1 protein-coding gene is annotated in these 1160 nt (G+C 59.5%); it reads right to left on the reverse strand.

The annotated features are described in order from the left end of the window. Nucleotides 1-867, reverse strand: an 867-nt coding sequence (locus tag EN862_RS34730; RefSeq protein ID WP_127230901.1) for a hypothetical protein, incomplete at its 3' end; no start/stop codon positions are given. Nucleotides 868-1160 lie beyond the last annotated feature (293 nt).

A 1160-nucleotide genomic window follows, 5' to 3' on the forward strand; every position in this document is an offset into this window, starting at 1 on the left:
GACAAAGGGCTGACCGGAGCGGTCGATCCGGAGGTCGACGCGGGCGTAGTCCCGGCACTGGCAGGCACGGAAGGTCGCAACCGCAATGTCCTGCAGCAAAGTTGCAAGGCTGCTCTCGACTTGCGCCGGGCAAATCGTCGGTGGCTGCACGGCAGCCAGATACTTCGCTTCCCAAGTCAAAAGACGTGTTTCGCGTTCGCCGAAGTCGATCTCCGCCAAAGGCAATACCTCTATCTCTCGGTTTCCGAGCAGCGCCACATGGATTTCTCGCCCATCTATGTATTCTTCCACGAGCGCATCCTGCGCATATTGCGTGATGATCATTTCCACTGCCTGCGTCAGCTTAGCGGGCTCATGTACGAGCTGCAAACCGAAGCTGTTGTCTTCGTGACGCGGCTTCACTACCACTGGGAATCGAAGACCCTCGGTGCTCTCGGTGCCGCTGCGCATGACGCGAAAGTTCGGCGTTGGCACGCCGCAACTGCGCATGAGCGTCTTGCTGATGACCTTATCGTCGGTCAGCCCATGCCCGAGCGGACTCGATCCGGTGTATGGAACACCGGCCATCTCAAGCATGGCAGGAACGTGGGTGAAACGGTACTCGCCTTGAATTCCCTCTGCCAAGTTGAATACTAACCCCGAAGGGCGGGCTTGCGGATCGGGTGGCATGAAGCCCTGGAGCGTGGCGAGCAGTTCTTTATCGCCTTCACACAGCAGAGTTTCGTGGCCGCCCTCTTGCAATGCCGCCATCACGCTTTTGGTTATCGCGCCGTAATGCGGCCAAGGCTGCGGCGGCTGCGGATAAGGCTGACCGAACCGGTTGATCACGCCCGTAAAATCACTGTTCCACACGACGGCTACCCGCATGAGCTACTCCTTTGATGTATGCCTTGCTGTCACGTGCATTCGTTCGGATCCGGATCTCTGTGGGAACAGCTCATCTTGACCGCACGCCTACACGAAGCCTCAAGCAATCGGCGTGCCACCGAACAGGTGGCGCGAAAAAGGGGAAGCATGTGTTTCGCGCCGCGCCGGGGCATATTTGCGCCTCAATGTGTCGGGTTCCGCACGAAACGTGTCCCGTGGTGTAGATGATACGGGCGAGTGGCGAAGGCATCTTTCAGCCTGCGGTAGCTCGCGGCGGGCAGCGCCGTCGCGCC

The organism is Mesorhizobium sp. M2E.F.Ca.ET.219.01.1.1 (genome assembly GCF_004016445.2).
Classification (GTDB): Bacteria; Pseudomonadota; Alphaproteobacteria; order Rhizobiales; family Rhizobiaceae; genus Mesorhizobium.